The organism is Shewanella sp. SR44-4 (assembly GCF_014163715.1).
Taxonomy (GTDB): Bacteria; Pseudomonadota; Gammaproteobacteria; order Enterobacterales; family Shewanellaceae; genus Shewanella.
On the sequence record NZ_JACJDU010000014.1, the window covers coordinates 31,686 to 49,572 of the forward strand.

16 protein-coding genes are annotated in these 17,887 nt (G+C 41.5%); 9 read left to right on the forward strand and 7 right to left on the reverse strand.

Annotated elements, in window-relative coordinates; translation table 11 throughout:
* Positions 1–157 precede the first annotated feature (157 nt).
* Entirely contained in the window at positions 158–2,005 is a 1,848-nt protein-coding gene (locus H5125_RS08890) for a hypothetical protein (RefSeq protein ID WP_182744050.1), read from the forward strand.
* Between the two features lie 4 nt (positions 2,006–2,009).
* On the opposite strand, the gene recQ is transcribed toward H5125_RS08890, so the two are convergent.
* A complete protein-coding gene (gene recQ, locus H5125_RS08895; protein WP_182744081.1) occupies positions 2,010–3,857 on the reverse strand; it encodes a DNA helicase RecQ in 1,848 nt (615 codons plus the stop codon).
* A 199-nt stretch (positions 3,858–4,056) separates the two neighbouring features.
* On the opposite strand from recQ, the gene H5125_RS08900 reads away from it, so the two are divergent.
* Positions 4,057–4,521 (forward strand): thioesterase family protein, encoded by a 465-nt coding sequence (locus tag H5125_RS08900; RefSeq protein ID WP_162024097.1) that lies wholly within the window; start codon positions 4,057–4,059, stop codon positions 4,519–4,521.
* 125 nt (positions 4,522–4,646) lie between these two features.
* Complete coding sequence (rarD, locus tag H5125_RS08905) at positions 4,647–5,555, forward strand: EamA family transporter RarD (protein WP_101088519.1); 909 nt, start codon at positions 4,647–4,649, stop codon at positions 5,553–5,555.
* A 114-nt stretch (positions 5,556–5,669) separates the two neighbouring features.
* On the opposite strand, the gene argA is transcribed toward rarD, so the two are convergent.
* From argA to radC, 4 genes are all read right to left on the reverse strand, one after another.
* Positions 5,670–6,989, reverse strand: coding sequence for an amino-acid N-acetyltransferase (argA, locus tag H5125_RS08910; protein ID WP_011639235.1), 1,320 nt, complete (start codon positions 6,987–6,989; stop codon positions 5,670–5,672).
* Positions 6,990–7,467: 478 nt separating this feature from the next.
* The gene (gene rpmG, locus H5125_RS08915) at positions 7,468–7,641 is read right to left on the reverse strand and encodes a 50S ribosomal protein L33 (protein ID WP_011494790.1); all 174 of its coding nucleotides are present in this window, start codon (positions 7,639–7,641) and stop codon (positions 7,468–7,470) included.
* A gap of 6 nt (positions 7,642–7,647) precedes the next feature.
* Positions 7,648–7,884 (reverse strand): 50S ribosomal protein L28, encoded by a 237-nt coding sequence (gene rpmB, locus H5125_RS08920; RefSeq protein ID WP_011639236.1) that lies wholly within the window; start codon positions 7,882–7,884, stop codon positions 7,648–7,650.
* 121 nt (positions 7,885–8,005) lie between these two features.
* Positions 8,006–8,683 carry a RadC family protein gene (gene radC / locus H5125_RS08925; RefSeq protein ID WP_101088520.1) on the reverse strand — a complete coding sequence of 226 codons (678 nt, stop codon included), beginning with the start codon at positions 8,681–8,683 and terminating at the stop codon, positions 8,006–8,008.
* Positions 8,684–8,918: 235 nt separating this feature from the next.
* Here radC and coaBC point away from each other — a divergent pair, with 235 nt between their 5' ends.
* The 6 genes from coaBC to folE all read left to right on the forward strand — a co-directional run bounded on the left by coaBC (position 8,919) and on the right by folE (position 16,359).
* Positions 8,919–10,115 carry a bifunctional phosphopantothenoylcysteine decarboxylase/phosphopantothenate--cysteine ligase CoaBC gene (gene coaBC / locus H5125_RS08930; protein WP_182744082.1) on the forward strand — a complete coding sequence of 399 codons (1,197 nt, stop codon included), beginning with the start codon at positions 8,919–8,921 and terminating at the stop codon, positions 10,113–10,115.
* Positions 10,112–10,570: a dUTP diphosphatase gene (dut, locus tag H5125_RS08935; RefSeq protein ID WP_101088521.1), complete on the forward strand. Its 459-nt coding sequence runs from the start codon at positions 10,112–10,114 to the stop codon at positions 10,568–10,570. Before coaBC ends, dut begins: the two co-directional genes overlap by 4 nt.
* 35 nt (positions 10,571–10,605) lie before the next feature.
* Complete coding sequence (slmA, locus tag H5125_RS08940) at positions 10,606–11,199, forward strand: nucleoid occlusion factor SlmA (RefSeq protein WP_011639240.1); 594 nt, start codon at positions 10,606–10,608, stop codon at positions 11,197–11,199.
* Positions 11,200–11,367: 168 nt separating this feature from the next.
* Positions 11,368–13,320: a S9 family peptidase gene (locus H5125_RS08945; RefSeq protein WP_259395427.1), complete on the forward strand. Its 1,953-nt coding sequence runs from the start codon at positions 11,368–11,370 to the stop codon at positions 13,318–13,320.
* Positions 13,321–13,580: 260 nt separating this feature from the next.
* A complete protein-coding gene (locus tag H5125_RS08950; RefSeq protein ID WP_182744052.1) occupies positions 13,581–15,530 on the forward strand; it encodes a S9 family peptidase in 1,950 nt (649 codons plus the stop codon).
* A gap of 178 nt (positions 15,531–15,708) precedes the next feature.
* The gene (folE, locus tag H5125_RS08955; RefSeq protein WP_182744053.1) at positions 15,709–16,359 is read left to right on the forward strand and encodes a GTP cyclohydrolase I FolE; all 651 of its coding nucleotides are present in this window, start codon (positions 15,709–15,711) and stop codon (positions 16,357–16,359) included.
* A gap of 83 nt (positions 16,360–16,442) precedes the next feature.
* Here folE and pyrE read toward each other — a convergent pair whose 3' ends face one another.
* Together pyrE and rph are read right to left on the reverse strand one after the other, a co-directional pair.
* Positions 16,443–17,084 (reverse strand): orotate phosphoribosyltransferase, encoded by a 642-nt coding sequence (gene pyrE, locus H5125_RS08960; RefSeq protein WP_101088525.1) that lies wholly within the window; start codon positions 17,082–17,084, stop codon positions 16,443–16,445.
* A 72-nt stretch (positions 17,085–17,156) separates the two neighbouring features.
* Positions 17,157–17,870, reverse strand: coding sequence for a ribonuclease PH (gene rph, locus H5125_RS08965; RefSeq protein ID WP_011639245.1), 714 nt, complete (start codon positions 17,868–17,870; stop codon positions 17,157–17,159).
* Positions 17,871–17,887: the final 17 nt, after the last annotated feature.

The window sequence follows — 17,887 nt, forward strand, 5'->3', positions numbered from 1 at the left end:
CAGCGACATTATCAGCCAATATTGATTCGCTTTCAATTAATGAACTTACCTCTCAAAGTGCAAATAAACATCAATCTAAGTTGCTGCATCGATTATATTTTTATGTATCTGGATATAAATAATCGTATACTGCTATCACCCCATGTTAAGTAGATATATGACGATGATGTTGTCGAAAAAGAGTATTGAATATAACTTTAGTCGCATTTTTGCTTTAATCTTTGGCCTCACACTATATTTAGCGACTACGGCAGTTTTGGCTCAACCATCGCAACGTTTATTACTTTCCACCGATATCATTGCCGAAACTCAACAACTGAGCGCTCGAGAACAACTCGATGTGATCAGCAATATTAATACTCAAAGATCTGCAGACGCCAAAATACTCATTGATTCACTCGAGCAACAACACGCTAAACAACCACTAACCAATATAAATGCTCTGCGCTTAACACTATTACATTGTTTTAACTTATTAGAGTTTAATGAGTTTAACCAAGCAATCACCTTAGCAAAACAAGGTGAAATAAATGCTAGACAGTTTAAGTACGACACAGCTCGCCCCTACTTTATACAATGCCAAGCCGCTGCACATCAGAGCCTTGGTAATATACTGCAAGAGCAGCTTCTCACAGAGGAAGCACTACGTTTAGCCAAGCGTTATTCTGAAAAACAAGCTATTGTAAATAGTCTTTTTCTAAGCAGTAGTCAAAACACCAGCCTAGAAAACTATAACCAATCGATTGAGGATTTACGTTTAGCATTAGATATTTTTAGTGATGCTCAGGCACAATTTCAGGATTGGTATTTGGTCCCTAAATCATACTTGTTATCTGAAATTGCAAATGTATTTTTTTCAATGGGGGATCTCAAAGAGGCATTACACTTTGCTGAATTAACATATGAAGATTCATCTACTTTTGGCAAGCTAGAATTTGCATTTGCAATTAATTTAGCTCGTATCAGTATTACATTGAACAATAGAGAAAAAGTACTTTACTACCTCAAAAAAGCTGAGGCTGCAAATAGTAAAAACACCTCAGAAAGAGATTTAACCACCAGTAATTCCTTACTGGCAAGTGTTCACTTGTATGTTGGCGATTATGATATTGCTGAACAACTCGCTTTATCGAGCATCGAACTATTCAAAAAATACCAAGAACCAATCAACGTCATGCGCATCAAGCGTACATTAGCCAAAGTGTATTTTGCACAACATAAAGACAACCAAGCCTTGTCACTGCTAAATGAAATTATTGAGCAAGCCACTGAACTTGAGCAATTTTCGGATTTAGAGGAGTTTAACCAGATAATCAGTCAATATTACGCTGAACAAAATCAATTTGAATCGGCTTATCAATTTCAGGTGCAGCGTTTTGGTGCCGCTAAACAAGCTGCGGCCAAGTTAAACAATGCCCACTTTATGCAGTATAAAGCCAGAATAACAGCACAAAGTGAAGCCAGTACACCACCAGAGAAACCTGTCAGCAACATCAATCAAAATTTAACCATTACCGCCTTGATGATTTTGTTACTGTCTGTTGGATTAGTCCTATTTTTGGCCCGTAAACCACAGCGACTCAATAATGTGAATGCTCAAGAAGAAAGCCAGCAGCACCGTATAGACAATATGTTAGATAATGCCAAACAAGGGCACTATCAATTAAGTATGCTACTGATTAATATCAGTAATAACAATATTGAGGATATACCCTTTATTATTCCGCGGCTCAAAAATACACTTAGAGAGCAAGACCAATTGTTTCGGCATAATACTAATGAACTCATTATTATCTTGCCACACGCATCGTCAGTGGGGGCGGCAAGAGTCATAACCCAAATAGAGCAAGTACTTGGTGAATGGAAATCCGAGCTCAAAGTAAATATTGGTATGGCGAGTTTACAACAACTTGATACTTTTGAAGTACTCGTTAAAAAAGCAGTTTTAAATCAATTGAATAAAATAAAATCTCAAGAGAAAAACAGTTCTCCTGATGAAAACTAAACCACTAACCTTTGGTCAAATAATCAGAAATTTCATCTAAAAATTCGCCACCAAATCGGTCAAGCTTAATCTGCCCAACACCATTTACCGCGAGCATCTCGCCAGGGCTTGTGGGCAGCATCGCACACATCTCTGCGAGTGTTGCGTCGTTAAAGACTAAATAGGGTGGAATGTCATTTTTCTCAGCTAGTTCGCGACGCAGTAATTTTAACCGAGCAAACAACTTACGATCATACTGTTGCGGTGCACGTCCATTGGGTTTGCGTTTTACATCAATCAATTGAATCCGAGGTTCCGCTAACATTAACGATAACTCAGCTTTAAGGATTGGTCTTGCGGCAGGGTTAAGCTTAATTGCAGAGCCGCGGGTAATATCCTGACTCATCAAACCTAAATGAATTAATTGGCGGATAACACTGAGCCAAAACTCAGTTGATTTATCTTTACCAATGCCCCATGTCGATAACTTATCATGGCCTCTATCAACGATATTAGCCGCTTTTGAACCGCGCAATACTTCAATTACATGGTGGATACCAAAACGTTGCTGTAAACGATAAATACAAGACAGTACTTTTTGCGCATCTTCAGTACCATCATATCGCTTGGGTGGATCAAGACAGATATCACAGTTACCACAAGGTTTTGAGGCCACTTCATCAAAGTAGTTTAACAACACTTGGCGACGACACGTTTGCGCTTCAGCAAATGCTGCCATGGTATGCAATTTATGAAATTCGACTTGTTGTTGAGGCCCTGGTTCAGATTGCTCAATCAAATGCCTAACCCGGCCTATATCGGCAGGATCAAATAACATATAAGCTTCTGCATCTAAACCATCGCGGCCTGCACGGCCTGTTTCTTGGTAATAAGCTTCAATGCTTTTAGGAATATCGTAATGCACCACAAAGCGTACGTTAGATTTATTAATCCCCATGCCAAAGGCCACCGTAGCCACCACAATATCGATTTGATCTTTTAGAAATTTATCTTGAACGTTACCACGCTCTTCCTGGCTCAAACCGGCATGGTATGCTTGAGCATTAAATCCTTGTAAGCGTAAACGCTCGGCCACCTCATCAACTCGACGACGACTGCTGCAATACACAATCCCACTGGTGCCATTTTGAATAGTTAGAAACTGACGTAATTGATTAGCCGCATTAAGTTTTTCTGCCACGGTATAGCGAATATTTGGACGATCGAAACTGGACAACAAGGTATAAGGGGTTACCCCTAAACGCTCGCAAATACTCAAACGCGTGGCATGATCTGCGGTTGCAGTTAAGGCCATTAAAGGTAAGTAAGGAAAATATTCTTTTAACTGCCCTAATGCCGCATATTCAGGTCTAAAATCATGGCCCCATTGGCTAATACAATGGGCTTCATCAACGGCAAACATTGAAATATCAACCGATTGCAGACGCTCAATAAAATCAGGACGTAAAAGTCGCTCTGGAGAAACATACAACAATTTAATCTCACCAGCATGTAATTTACGCAACACCTCAGCACTTTGCTCACGCGGTAAAGATGAATTGAGATAAGCAGCTGACACACCACTTTGCAGTAAACTGTCGACTTGGTCTTTCATTAACGAAATTAATGGCGACACCACTACTGTCACACCAGGCAGCACAATAGCAGGCAATTGATAGCACATACTTTTGCCGCCACCGGTAGGCATAATCACTAAGGTATCTTGGCCCTGTAAACTTTGCTCAATGACTTCTCGCTGCCCTTCACGAAAGGCACGATAACCAAAAACTTGCTGCAAGCTCGCTGCAAGTACATCTTGCTCTGTCGTCAACACATTTGAGGACGCAATATTGGTCGAAATCGGAGTATCCATTAACAACATCATCATTCAAAGGGCACTCATTTTAAAGCACTGAGCCACAGATGTCTTGAACCAAAACACCTTTGCGATGTTTTCATCCAAGATAGATGATTGAGTCGACGCCACTTTAGGGTTAGATTAAATACTCTATGGCAGTAAGTCTCCCCTATAAATAACAACGATAATAAGAATAAAACGACAAGGATTGCTCATGACCACATCGATTCAAACTCAAGCTTTACAGCAAGTTGCTGATATTTTTGATCAACATGTTCCATTTCATAATTTACTCGGTTTAGATATCAAACACTACGACATCAATGGGGTTGAAGTGGTGATAAAAATGAAACCCGAGCTTATCGGCAATATTCATCAAAATATTCTTCATGGTGGTGTCACTGCGACATTACTTGATGTTGTCGGCGGACTGACAGTATTTGCCGGGCTAGTTGCCAGTAGAGAAGATTGGACTCTTGAAGAATTACAACAACGCTTAACCACCTTAGGCACTATTGATATGCGGGTCGACTTTTTACGTCCCGGTCGGGGTGAAATCTTCACTGGCACTGGCACGGTTATTCGCTCTGGTAATCGTGTATCCGTTTGCCGGATGGAATTACACAATGAACAAGGTGTTCACATCGCATTTGGGACTGGCACATATATGGTGGGCTAAACGGTCATTATCGCAATATATAACTGACACTCTAGCGATAAAAGAAATCGCTTAAGCACTTGTGTCATTCTAGGGGGCGACCTACAATCGCCCTCTCTTTTAGTTCTCCCCACTGTTGACTTACTATGCCTGATTTAGAATATCGTAAAGGGGTGCTTCTCGCCATTTGCGCCTACACCATCTGGGGTATTGCCCCGCTTTATTTCAAGTTATTACATCATGTCCCTGCCACCGAAATATTAATGCACCGTGTCATTTGGTCATTTATATTCATGGTTATTTTGATGCAATTTATTGGTGGATTTAGCCGTTTACGTTTGATTTTAAAACAGCCCAAGCAATTATTAATATTGCTGATCACCTCAATATTAATTGCCGCTAATTGGCTGATTTTTATTTGGGCAGTCAACAACGACCACATGCTCGATGCTAGCCTAGGCTATTTTATCAACCCGCTGTTTAACGTCTTATTGGGAATGGTATTTCTGGGTGAGCGTTTGCGAAAATTGCAATGGGTTGCAGTGGCGTTGGCCAGTATAGGAGTACTAGTGCAGTTGATCTCTTTTGGCTCTATTCCGCTTTTATCATTAGCCTTGGCAGCCAGCTTTGGGTTTTATGGTTTACTGCGCAAAAAAGTTAATATTGACGCAAAATCAGGTTTATTAGTCGAAACAGCAATCTTGTTACCTATCGCTCTGGGTTATCTATTCATCACCTTAGACAGTTCGACAACGAGCATGCTAACCAACACTCTCGACCTGAATTTACTCCTAGTCGCTGCGGGTATTGTCACAACGATTCCGTTACTGTGTTTTGCGGGTTCCGCTGTCAGAATTCCATTTTCGATTTTAGGTTTTTTCCAATATATTGGCCCAAGTATCATGTTCATCTTGGCGGTAAAACTGTTTAATGAACCGTTTGATATCGAAAAAGGCATTACCTTTGGATTTATTTGGGGCGCGTTAGTTATCTTTGTTGGCGACATGATATTGCAACGTCAACGACGTAACGCCTTAGCCAAAGCGTCAGCATAATAAGCTCTACAATGGGAAAATGAAGTCACTCAAAGCACTGATGCTTCACCCACAAAAAAGCCGAATGATTTTATACTCATCCGGCTTTTTTATGTGTTAACGGCCTTGTTACTTCTACAAATCTAACGCAAGAATTTTTGAACGACGCTGATAGTTATACAGCTGTTTTTTCTTATTCGGCAGTTCTTCAACATCAACAATATTAAAGCCATGCTCTAAAAACCAATGGATACTACGGGTCGTTAACGCAAATAGACGTGAATAACCACGCACGCGAGCTTGGCCAATAATGTTATTAAGCAAAATGCTACCACGATCAGCATCGCGATAATCAGGATGAACCACTAAACACGCAAACTCACCCGCATTGTCTTCTTCAAACGGATACAAAGCTGCACAACCAATCACTAAGTTGTCGCGCTCAACCAGCATAAACTGTTCAATTTCCATCTCGAGTTGCTCGCGTGAGCGACGCACCAAAATGCCTTGCTCTTCCAATGGGCGAATAAGGTTTAAGATACCGCCTATGTCGCTAATAGTCGCTCTACGTAAACGTTCGGCGCTTTGGGTAACAATTTGGGTACCAATCCCTTCGCGTGAAAACAACTCTTGCAGTAACGCACCATCTTCTAAATAACTGACTAAGTGGCAACGAGGTACACCTCGGCGGCATGCTTCAATACTGGCTTTTAAGAATGCAACGGTGCCAACTGAAGTATGGTCATCTACAGCCATCGTCTTAAGCATTTCTTCAATATCGTCCGGCATCAGCTCGGCAATCACTTCACCATTTTTACCGATAAGGCCGTTGGTATCACTAAAACCAATAATCTTATCGGCCTTTAACTTAATCGCTACTTGGGTCGCAACTTCTTCAGCGGTCAGGTTAAAGCTTTCACCTGTAACAGAAGCGGCAATTGGCCCCATTAATACAATACCGTTATTGTCTAATTGACGACGTAAGCCTTGCGCATCAATACGGCGCACCTTGCCACTTAAACAAAAATCGACACCGTCATCTACACCTAATGGTTGTGCAATAACAAAATTACCACTCACAAGGTTTATTTGCGCATTTTGCATTGGCGTATTGCCCAAGCTCATCGACAACCTAGCAGTAATATCAAATTGAGTCGCCCCAGCAACCTGCTTGATAATCTTCAGGGTTTCATCATCGGTAATACGAATACCATTGTGATATGCCGGTTCAATTCCAGCCGCCTTTAAACCTGCGTCAATCTGTGGTCTTGCTCCATAAACTAATACCACCTCAATCCCAAGTGAATGCAACAAAGCCACATCATTTAAAATACCGCGGAATTGTGGGTGCGCTAATGCTTCACCACCCAACATAACGACAAAAGTTTTACCTCTATGAGCATTAACATAGGGTGCAGAATGACGAAATCCATCAACTAATTCAGTGGTTCTCACGGGCAAATTCACCTCGGTATAGGTTTGATGTTCATTAATGACGATGACAATAAATGCCACATGACGGTTTGCTGTATCAAAAAAGAATGGTATTGCATTTTAATTCACTTTTAAAGCATTTTATTTCACTTCAAGTAAAACACAGTGTCTCAATTTATTATGAAAAAATCATTACAGCCAAAAAGTTAGCTTGTTTTAGCCGTTAATAATACTTTACGCATTTAATTATGATATTTGCATCACATCTGTATAGCAATATTTCAACATAATGGCGATATGACCATGCGGAAATGGCTCAATAAAATCCAATGACATTAGCCATGCACCTCGTGACATAAACAACTGCTGTATAGACTAAATTCAGAACCTGACTAACGGTGTTTACTCAGCTGATTATTGTTCGATTCAGTATAGACTATTTTCAAACAGGCATAAAAAAAGCCCCAATTAAGGGGCTTTTTTAAGAATCAAAAATCAATTACTTGATTTTAGCTTCTTTGTACATAACGTGCTGACGAATGACTGGATCAAATTTCTTGATTTCCATTTTTTCAGGCATGTTACGCTTGTTCTTTTCAGTAGTGTAGAAGTGACCAGTTTTAGCACTAGATACTAATTTGATCTTCTCACGATTACCTTTAGATTTAGCCATTTTCTATTATACCTTCTCGCCACGGGCACGAAGTTCTTTAACAATCACTTCAATACCTTTCTTGTCGATAATACGGATACCTTTAGTAGATACACGTAATTGCACGAAACGCTTTTCTTCTTCTAACCAAAAACGGTGGTTTTGTAGGTTAGGTAAAAAACGACGACGAGTCGAATTTTTTGCGTGCGAACGGTTGTTACCAACCATTGGCTTCTTGCCAGTTACTTGGCATACTCTTGACATGTCAATCTTCTCCAAAACAAATTTTTAACGCTCGAGCATTAATGTGCCTCGTATGGCCGTCGCCCGAGGCACAAAGAGGGCGCATTTTATACACGATTGACCATAGAAGATCAAGCAGTGTTTATACAATCCACCCACGCTCGGCAAAGGAGACTATCTCCTGATCACCTACAACCATATGATCTAACAAAGAAACATCTATGGTTGCCAATGCATTTTTTATTCGCTCAGTTATTCGCCGATCAGCCTGACTTGGCTCTGCAATGCCAGACGGGTGATTGTGACACACAATTACCGCTGCCGCTTTTTTCTCCAAAACAAGGCTTACAACCTCGCGAGGATAAACAGAAGCAGAATCGATGGTGCCACGAAATAATTCTACAAATTGAATGACTCTATGTTGGGTATCCAACAATAGTAAGGCGAACACTTCATAGGATCGGTCTGCCAATTGTCTCATTAAATAGTCCCGAGTTAAATCAGGATTTGTCAAAATTTGCCCTCTTTGTAGATTTTCATGGGCAATTCGCTTAGAAATTTCCGCTGCAGCCTGTAATTGAGCATATTTTACCGGCCCAACACCGGCTAATTTACATACTTGGCTTTTAGGTGCGCTCAGTAAACTGCGCAAACCACCAAACTGATTAATCATGTTTCGGGCTAAATCGACCGCATTTTGCCCTGCCAGACCATTACGTAATATCACCGCAAGCAATTCTGCATCCGAAAGATGCCCTGCACCTTTGAGCAATAATTTTTCTCGCGGTCCTTCTCCTTGTGGCCAATCTTTAATTCCCATGAATGTCCCTTATATTCAATGTGGCGATGCCATTAAACGCATTAAGTCGACTCTGAATAACAAAAACAACACAGAATCAGCAAGCACAGTACCAATAACGAATTGTTGTCTTTTTCAAAAATAGAGTTCGAATTGCTTATACAGTATGGTCGATATTTTTGAGATTGGATCTGCGCAAATTGTCATAGGTTTGTGATATTGTTAGCCGCAATTAGGTTTGAGTCGGATAATGTGCATCATGCTGACAAATAAAAAAGTATTACTCGGAATTGGTGGCGGTATTGCCGCATATAAAAGTGCAGACTTGATCCGCCGATTAAAAGAGCGTGGCGCAGACGTGCGTGTCATCATGACTCAGAGCGCGATGGAGTTTATCACCCCATTAACCATACAAGCGCTCTCAGGCCATCCAGTAGCCTCAGATTTGCTCGATCCCGCAGCAGAGGCGGCTATGGGTCATATCGAACTCGCTCGTTGGGCTGATGTTGTATTGCTTGCACCTGCTACGGCAAATTTAATGGCACGTATTAATGCCGGCATGGCAGATGACTTGTTAACAACCACCTGTTTAGCGACCAGCGCCCCCGTCATTGTTTGCCCTGCAATGAACCAGCAAATGTACCAAAATATTGCGACCCAAGAAAACATGGCTAATTTAGCCCGTAAAGGCTTTACCATTTGGCAACCCGCCTCAGGTAATCAAGCATGCGGTGAAGTCGGCCCTGGCAGAATGCAAGAACCCGTGGTTATGGCAGAACAACTGATACAATTTTTTGGCACCAAGATATTACAAGGTCATCAGTTACTCATTACCGCAGGGCCAACGCGTGAAGCGATTGACCCAGTGCGCTATATCTCCAACCACAGCTCAGGAAAAATGGGTTTCTCTATAGCCCAAGCAGCTGCGGAAATGGGCGCAACCGTCACATTAGTCTCAGGTCCGGTTAATCTGGCCACCCCAGCAGGTGTTACACGCATTGATGTGAGTTCAGCACAACAAATGCTTGATGCTGTGATGGAACAGGTTGAACAACATGATATTTTTATTGGTTGCGCCGCAGTAGCTGATTATCGGATTGCTGACGTTGCGGATCAAAAAATAAAAAAATCGGCTGAACAAATGCAACTTGCGCTAGTGCGGAATCCTGATATCTTAGCCACGGTAGCTCAGCACACTCCTCGTCCATTTACTGTAGGCTTTGCAGCAGAAACCAACGATGTAGAGCAATACGCCCGTGGCAAACTTCAACGCAAAAAGCTTGATATGATTGCCGCCAATGATGTTTCTATTCAAGGCTTAGGCTTTAATGCCGATAGCAATGCACTACAGGTATTTTGGCAAGACGGCAGCCAACAACTGCCCACAACAGACAAACTGACACTGGCGCGCCAATTACTTACATTGATAGAAAAACAATTAAAAAAATCATGAAAACACCCATTGAACTAAAAATTATCGACTCACGTATAGGCAGTGAATTCCCATTGCCAGCTTATGCGACACCCGGTAGCGCAGGCATGGATTTACGTGCCATGATCGACAGCGCAATGGTCATTGAGCCAAATCAAACTGTATTGATTCCAACAGGTATCGCCATTCATGTGGCAGACCCAGGCCTTGCCGCTGTGATTTTACCGCGCTCAGGCATGGGCCATAAACATGGCATTGTTTTGGGTAATCTAGTCGGCTTAATTGACTCCGATTACCAAGGACAGTTAATGGTGTCATGTTGGAACAGAAGTGATAAACCATTTACTCTCGAAATTGGCGATCGATTAGCCCAATTGATGTTTGTACCCGTTGTACAGGCAACGTTTACCGTAGTGGATGAGTTTAATAGCTCAGATCGTGGAGAAGGCGGTTTTGGTCATTCAGGCACCAAATAACCTTTTCAAGTAGTCACTGAGCCAAGGAACAGATAATGGCTGAAAGCCCTAAAATAAATCGTCGTGAGCATATTTTACAATGCTTAGCACAAATGCTCGAAACCAGCCCAGGTCAACGTATAACAACAGCAAAGCTCGCCGCCGAAGTGGGCGTGTCAGAAGCTGCACTGTACAGACACTTCCCCAGTAAAGCGCGGATGTTCGAAGGCTTAATCGAATTTATTGAAGATGCGATTTTATCACGCTTAAACATCATCATGGACGAAGAAAAAGACACCATGACCCGCTGCCAGTTGGTATTACACCTGCTATTAGTATTTTCTGAACGTAACCCAGGCATCTCAAGGGTGCTTAATGGCGATGCCTTGCTAGGTGAAAACGAGCGTTTACGCAGTAGAATTGACGTATTATTTGCCAAAATAGAAACACACATCAAACAAATTCTACGTGAAAAAACCTTGCGTGAAGGCGTAGGCTTTAATATCGATGAAGCTATTTTAGCTAACTTGTTGCTAGCCTTTGCAGAAGGACGTATTTCACAATTTGTCCGCAGTGAGTTTAAACAAAAGCCAACACAACACTTTGATGAACAGTGGACGTTTATTCAACAGCAATTGTTAAGAAGTTAATATCGCATCAATAAAGGATGCTAGTTCGGTCCTTTTGCTGCCAATGCTACTTACTCTTCCTTTACCCTTAAACCGTATCAGATCGAATATTTATACCACATAAAAACGAAGTAAGAACGAACGATTAAACAAGGATGTCTCATGATTTTCACCAAATACCTAACCATTATGTTACTTGTCTGTGGTGGCCTATTCACCCATGCATTTGCAGCAGAAAGCCTTTCTACTGCACGACTATTTAGCCGAGGGGCTGAATTTAGCAATGTAAAAATATCTCCAACAGGCGACTATATTAGTGCAATAACCAAACATAATGGTAAAGACAAGCTACTAATATTAAATGCAAAAACAAAACAAATACATCACGCGATATTTTTCCCTGGCAATGCCCAAGTAGGTAATTACGCTTGGGTCAATAATGAAAGAATCGTACTGCAAAAAGAATATTTAAAAGGTTGGAGTGACGTACCGCTGTATTATGGTGAGCTAATGGCTGTTAATGCCGATGGCTCAAGAGCAACTTACCTTTTTGGTTTTAATAGCGGCGAGCAACAAACTGGTTCACATCTAAAGAAAAATACCCCCATAAGAGCAACGGCATTTATTTTAGATCCCCTTCCCGATGACGACCGCTATATGCTCGTCAATGCAATCCCATGGAATGAGTCTAATTCTTTAAACTATGAATTATCACAGACTGTATACCGTGTAGATTTATACAAAGGGTTCCGCAGAAAAGTCACCACTTCGCCTATAGGTTACTCTCGATTTTTAACCGATCACGATGGTGAAGTACGCTTTGTTGCAGGCGAAGATGAAAACAACATAACAAAAGTATTTTATCGTCAAGACCGCGAATGGCTTAACACCGATAACCTCAAACTCAATTTGGATGATTTCTACCCAATATCTTTTGCCGAAAATAAAAACAGTATTTATGCAGCGGCTCGGGTAAAAGGCGAAACCTTAGGGATTTATGAAATCAATCTAGAAACAGGTGAAAAAACGCAAATTATTAAAGATGACAAAAGTGATCCCAGTAATTACTGGATAAACCAAGCTACCAAAAAACTCTATGCAGTTGAATTTGAAAATGGTTATCCGTCTTACGCTTTCGTCAATCCAGAAGACAGTCATTCAAAATTGCTAAAGCAGTTGCTCGCATCATTACCTGGCCATCAAGTTCGTATTGTTAGCGAAACTCGTCATTCAGAAAAACTCATCGTGGTGGCATTTAACGATCGAAATCCCGGTGATTATTATATATTTGATACCAAGGCCATCACACTCCAACACTTAGCCTCTGCCAAGAAATGGCTCGACCCAGCGCGAATGTCAGAAGTGAAGCCAATTAGTTTTACCAGCCGAGACGGTAAAGTCATTAGCGGCTATTTAACATTACCTTATGATAAAGAAGCGAAAAACCTCCCTCTTGTAGTCAATCCCCATGGTGGTCCGCATGGAGTAAGAGATGAATGGGGGTTTAATACTCAAAACCAAATGCTAGCAAATCAAGGGATGGCTGTATTACAAGTCAATTTTCGTGGTTCAGGTGGCTTTGGACAAAACTTTGAACAAGCTGGATTCCAAAAATGGGGTTCAGAAGTACAATATGACATTCTCGATGCCACTCATTATGTCATTGAGCAAGGTTATGTAGATAAAAACCGTATCTGTATTTCTGGTGGTAGTTTTGGTGGTTATAGTGCATTGCAAAGCGCAATACTTGAACCCGATCTGTTCAAATGCGCTATCGGTTTTGCAGGGATTTATAATTTAGAACTGATGTTCGATGAAGGAGATATTGCAAATAGTGCTTCGGGTACTAGTTACCTTAAAAATGTTTTAGGTCAAAATAGTGAAGTACTAAGGGCGATGTCTCCCTCAGAAAATGTAGATAAGCTGAAAGCAAACTTGCTTCTAGTGCATGGCGGTGACGATGAACGAGCGCCCATTGAACAACTAGAATCACTAGAAAAAGCCCTTAAAGCACATGATTATCCCTATGAAAAACTGGTGATGGATGATGAAGGTCATGGTTTCTACAATGATGACAATCGTGCCCAATATTATGAAAAAATGCTTCTATTTCTTAAAAAGAACCTAAACATTAAATCGTAATGAGCTAAAAAATATTATATCAACAAGCCGATACCCGGCAAACGGGGTCGGCTTTTTTTGTACCTGCGTTATGACTTTCAAGCAAATTCAACCGCGCAAAGAGGCCAACCAAACGGGTATCAACATAAATTGGAAGTCGTAATATACGTCCATATTTCCACCTCATCTCAATGAATAAATAATGAGTACGTATTGCTCCGACCACTTGAATTAAATACAATACCGTTACATTTTTAACATTAATTACACGGACTGTATTTATGCTGCGCATTTTATACCTCACATGTTGTTTGCTCGTTCTATTTACCACCCACACTTTTGCGGCTCCGCAAATTAAAGACTTCAGTGCCGATTCAGAGTTTTCTGAAGTCAAAATATCTCCAGATGGGGAGCACCTCGCGGTTATTCTCATTGAAGATGAAAAGCGCACCTTGCTCATCCTAAACCTTGAATCCATGAAGCCGACTTATGCGGTCAAATTCAGTGGTGATGAAGAAGTTGGCCGCTATTATTGGGTCAATGATGAGCGGATTGTATTACAAAAACTCTATAAGCATGCCCAGCGTGAAGTGTCAGATTATTATGGTGAGTTACTCGCTGTAAATTATGATGGCAGCAAATCTAAATACCTGTTTGGTTATAATGGCGGCAGCTCGACAGGAACGAGTATTTCAAATAATGAAGCTATTCGCGCAAGTGCATTTGTTTTAGATACTTTAAAAGATGATGACAAATACATTTATGTCATGGCCTTTCCTTGGAATAAACAAAATTATGCATATACCCTTGTATATCGCGTCAACGTCTATTCAGGTAAACGTAAACGCCTCACAACTTCACCTATCGCAAATGCAGGCTTCCTTGTTGATAATAAAGAAGACGTTCGCTTTAGCTTCGCCAGAGATAAGAAAAACGATGATCAACTCTTCTATTATGAAAATGGTGAATGGGTTGATGCTGAAAGAATTAAGGGCGGGCTAACCGATTTCTACCCTATTTCGTTCACCGAAGACAACAAATCAATTTATGCTATTGCTCACGGTGAAGGCGCGACTAGCGCTATTTACGAAGTCGAACTCGCTACAGCTAAACATAAAAAAATCATCCAACATGATGTTGTCGATCCATTCATGACTTGGGTGAGCGACCAAACAAACGCTCTCTACGCGGTAGAGTTTGAAAATGGTTATCCTGAGTATCGCTTTGTCGATACAGAAAGCGATAAAGCAAAAGCATTACAACAGCTAATGGCTGCGATTCCTGATCACCGTATTCGTATTGTCAGTGAAACTGTTGACGGTAATACCCTTATTGTTATGGCAATGAATGACAAAAACTCTGGCGACTATTACTTATTTGACCGTAAAAAGCTTAAACTCAAATTCTTATTTGCTGAGAATGCAAAACTAGACCCTAGCGAAATGTCAGAAGTACGTCCCATCAGTTTTACCAATCGCGATGGCGTCACTATTCATGGCTATTTAACATTACCCGTCGGCATGAAAGAACATAAAAATATGCCTCTCGTGGTTAATCCACATGGCGGCCCACATGGCCCGCGCGACTTATGGGTATTTAACCCAGAAAACCAACTGTTAGCGCAAAATGGCATCGCCGTGTTACAAGTTAACTTCCGTGGTTCTGGTGGATATGGTAAAGCGTTTGAAGAGTCTGGTTACCTCGCTTGGGGCAGTAAAATTCAATACGATATTATCGACGCGACTCAATATGTCATCGATCAAGGCTATGCTGACAAAGATAGAATATGTATTTCGGGTGGCAGCTTTGGCGGATACTCAGCATTGATGAGCCCGATGTTAGCGCCAGACATGTTCAAATGTGCCGTTGGTGTTGCCGGTGTTTATGATTTAGAGCAAATGTACAAAACGGGCGATGTACCCGACTCTTATGGTGGTGAGGCATACTTAAAAGACGTATTGGGTACAGATATCCAACAACTACGTGCAATGTCGCCAACTCACAATGTTAATAAACTGAAAGCTAAAGTGCTATTAATTCATGGTGAAGAAGATGAGCGTGCGCCAATTGAACAGTTTGAAGCAATGGAAAAAGCCTTAGAACAAGCTAACTATCCATTTCAGAAAGAGATTTGGAGAAAAGAAGGCCATGGCTTCTTTAATGCCGAAAACCGTGCAAAATATTATGACATCATGCTTAAGTTCATCAAAGAGAACCTAAACGTAAAGTAGATATCGCTTAAGCGTTTAACCACAAAAAGCCGATACCCGACTAACGGGGTCGGCTTTTTTGTTACCTACAGTATTAATTTAGCGCAAATCGCGTTATTCTCCTCGTCCCTTAGCGGGCGCCCAAGTGGGTATTAACGTACACTCATATAAACAGTGATATCGAGTAGTTGGAGGATATATGGCACTCAGTGAAGCCGCAATAAAAGTACAAGCAGCGCTAAAAGACCGTGGGTTAGAAACCCCAATGCTGCCAAAAACTTCCACGCCTGAACAACGTAAAGTCAAAATTGAACACCATATGCGTGAAATCTTGACCTTAATGTCACTCGACCTAACCGACGACAGCTTAGTTGATACTCCTCGTCGTATCGCAAAAATGTATGTCGACGAAATATTCTCTGGGCTTGATTACGAAAACTTCCCTAAGATCACGGTTATCGAAAACAAAATGGGTGTAGATGAAATGGTGCGTGTACAAGACATCAGTCTTACCAGCACCTGCGAACACCACCTAGTGACCATTGATGGCTTCGCAACGGTGGCTTATTTGCCACGCACAAAAATTATTGGCTTGTCTAAAATCAATCGTATCGTGCGCTTCTTTTCCCAACGCCCACAAGTACAAGAGCGCCTAACCCAACAAGTGTTAGTGGCACTGCAAACTCTACTTGAAACCAAAGACGTTGCGGTAAAAATGGATGCGGTACATTACTGCGTTAAATCCCGCGGCGTCATGGACTCAACTAGCTCTACTACCACTACAGCGCTTGGCGGTATTTTTAAATCAAACCCAGCTACCCGCGCCGAGTTTTTACACCAAGTAAAATAATGTGGTAAATAACACGCAAATAAAAACGCAGCCACCGATGTTGTCATCTAGGAGCTGCGTTTTTGTTTTAAATTTGAATAAGATTAAATGCCGTATTGCTCACGATACGCGCTAACTGAAGCAAGTTCTGCTTCCATACCCGGCTTTTCAGACAAGTAACTGATTAAATCAGCAAGCTTAATAATCGACACAATCTGACAACCAAAATCGCGTTCAACTTCTTGAATCGCCGACAGCTCGCCCTTACCTTTTTCTTGACGATCAAGTGCAATCAACACACCAGCAAGTTGGGCATTGTGGGCATTAATAATTTCCATCGATTCACGAATAGCCGTACCAGCGGTGATCACATCGTCCACCAACATGACTTTGCCTTTTAACTCGCTGCCCACCAAACTGCCACCTTCGCCGTGGGTTTTGGCTTCTTTACGATTAAAGCAGTAAGGAATATCCACATCGTGATGATCGCATAACGCTACAGCTGTGGTTGTCGCTATCGGAATACCTTTATACGCTGGGCCAAATAACAAATCGAACTCAATACCCGAGTCCATTAACGCCGCAGCATAAAAGCGACCTAAACGCGCTAAGTCTTTACCCGTATTAAACAATCCTGCATTAAAAAAGTACGGACTCGTACGGCCAGATTTAAGGGTAAACTCACCAAAACGTAATACTTGGCGGGCTAAAGCAAACTCAATAAATTCGCGTTGATAGGCTTTCACGGTTATTCCTCTTTCATCAAATTTTAGATTAAAAAAAAGGACCGTAATCGGTCCTCATTTTTCAACAGCATATTAACTTAATGCGGCTTTTTGCACATCGACAATTTCGCGAATACTGTTTTTAGCTAACACTAACAACTCAAGTAACTCTTCATGGCTAAATGGTTCGCCTTCTGCAGTACCTTGAATTTCAATAATCTTACCGGTTTCTGTCATCACAACGTTCATGTCAGTTTCAGCAGCGCTGTCTTCAATGTATTCTAAATCACTGATCGCTTCGCCTTTGTAAATACCAACACTAACAGCAGCAATTAAAAACTTAAGTGGGTTAGCTTTAATAATGCCTTTACCACGAGCCCAGTTAAGCGCATCAACTAACGCCACACAAGCACCAGTAATAGCCGCAGTACGCGTACCGCCATCAGCTTGAATAACATCACAATCGATAACGATAGTGTTTTCACCTAACAACTTCATGTCTACAGCTGCACGTAATGCACGACCAATTAAACGTTGAATTTCTTGAGTACGGCCAGACTGCTTACCACGAGCCGCTTCACGGTCCATGCGGCTGTGAGTTGAACGCGGTAACATACCGTATTCAGCAGTTACCCAACCTTGGCCTTGGCCTTTAAGAAAACGTGGAACGCCTTCAGTGAAACTTGCTGTACATAATACTTTTGTGTCGCCAAACTCAACTAAAACAGAGCCTTCAGCATGTGCAGTAAAAGAACGCGTAATAGTGATAGGGCGAGTTTGAGCTGGTGTACGGTTACTTGGGCGCATGAAAAGTCCTGTAGTCG